The sequence below is a fragment of the Streptomyces sp. W16 genome, assembly GCF_033194735.1.
Lineage (GTDB): Bacteria > Actinomycetota > Actinomycetes > Streptomycetales > Streptomycetaceae > Streptomyces.
In genome coordinates this window covers 1-1545 of record NZ_JAWOAI010001037.1, presented here as the reverse complement: position 1 = coordinate 1545, position 1545 = coordinate 1, and the positions used below count along the sequence as shown (strand labels likewise).

Genomic DNA, 1545 nt, shown 5'->3' with positions numbered 1-1545 from the left:
AGCGCGGCGGCGGCCGACCGCGGCTCGCCGTGCCGCCCCTCGTGCCCGAGCAGCAGGGTCTCGGCGTCCTCCACGTCGTAGCACCGCTCCACCCGCACCCCCGCGGCGAGCAGCGCCGGATACACCTCGGCGGTGGACCGCCACACCCACCGTGTGACCTCCGGCCGTCCCCGTACGGCCTCGACGAGGTCCGGCTCCCGTTGCACGGCCCCGGGCACCCCGTCGGAACCGAGGGCGGCGACCTCCACACCACCACCCTCGGCCGGGGCGAGCGCCCAGCGGTCGGTCATATCGGCGAGTGTGGCAGGCGGTACTGACAACGCCCCCGTGACCTGCCGGTTCAGCCCTGGAGCCGGTTCAGCATCTCGGCGATGTGCTGTTCGGACGTGGGCTTGTCGATGCCGAGGCCGTTGAGGACGCCCTCGCCGTTCTCGTGTTCCAGCAGGGCGAGCAGGATGTGTTCGGTGCCGATGTAGTTGTGGCCCAGGCGCAGGGCCTCGCGGAAGGTGAGTTCCAGGACCTTCTTGGCGTCGGGGCCGTAGGGGACGAGGTCCGGGACCTCCTCGGCGGCCGGCGGGAGCGCCGCGGTGGCCGCCTGGCGTACGGCGTCCAGGAGGACCCCCTGTGTGGTGATCGCCTTGCCCGCGACGGCGTCCGGTTCGGCGAGCAGTCCGAGGACGAGGTGCTCGGGGCGGCCCTCGGGGTTGCGGGCGGCGACGGCCTCGTTGTGGGCGGCCATCACCACGTTGCGGGCGCGCGGGGTGTACCGGCTGAACCCCTGGCTCAGGTCGAGGTCCGCCGAGTCCTTGGCCACGAACCGCTTCTGCGCCGCCTGCCGGGTGACGCCCATGCTCCTGCCGATGTCCGTCCAGGAGGCGCCCGAGCGCCGGGCCTGGTCCACGAAGTGGCCGATCAGGTGGTCGGCCACGTCGCCCAGGTGGTCGGCGGCGATGACCGCGTCCTGGAGCTGGTCGAGCGGGGCGGGGTGGACCTTCTTGATGGCCGCGATGAGGTCGTCGAGACGTACGGAGGAGGTGACGTTCGGATTGGTCGTCATGTGTCAACCGTAGGTTGACAGCATGTCGGCGTCAACCCCGGGTTGACATCGAGTGGGGTGCGACCATCCCGCCGACTGCCGCCGCGATCACCCCGATCACGGCACACGCCCCCACGCACACCCCCACCACTCCCCAAGGCACCCCCACCCCCACAGGCGCCCCCAACGCCCCCAACGCCCCGGCCAGTCCGGCCAGGTTGACCGCGCTCACCCCCACCCCGAGCCCGGCCCCCACCCCCACGGCCACCAGCGCCTCGCCCGCCACAACGGTGAGGATCTGCCCGCGAGTTGCTCCCGTGAGCCTCAGTGTCCGTAGTTCGGCCCCTCGTGCGGACGTCGCCATCAGCAGTGTCGTGGCGAGTGAAATCCCCGCGTATATAAGGGAGATGCCCAGCACCAGGAACAGCCCGAGCCACGTCCGGACCCCGCCCCCGCCCCGGATTCCCGCCCGCGGATACGCCTCCGCCAGCCACGCCCCCGCACTCCGC

Annotated in this window: 2 protein-coding genes and 1 pseudogene; all 3 read right to left on the bottom strand. The window is 72.2% G+C overall.

Annotation, left to right across the window (positions count from 1 at the left end; genetic code table 11):
- Positions 1-320: pseudogene (locus R6V09_RS52830) on the bottom strand (bifunctional 3'-5' exonuclease/DNA polymerase); the annotation flags it as partial.
- Positions 321-340: 20 nt separating this feature from the next.
- Positions 341-1057 carry a Clp protease N-terminal domain-containing protein gene (locus tag R6V09_RS52825; RefSeq protein WP_317888507.1) on the bottom strand — a complete coding sequence of 239 codons (717 nt, stop codon included), beginning with the start codon at positions 1055-1057 and terminating at the stop codon, positions 341-343.
- Between the two features lie 31 nt (positions 1058-1088).
- Positions 1089-1454: an FtsX-like permease family protein gene (locus tag R6V09_RS52820; RefSeq protein WP_317888508.1), complete on the bottom strand. Its 366-nt coding sequence runs from the start codon at positions 1452-1454 to the stop codon at positions 1089-1091.
- Positions 1455-1545: the final 91 nt, after the last annotated feature.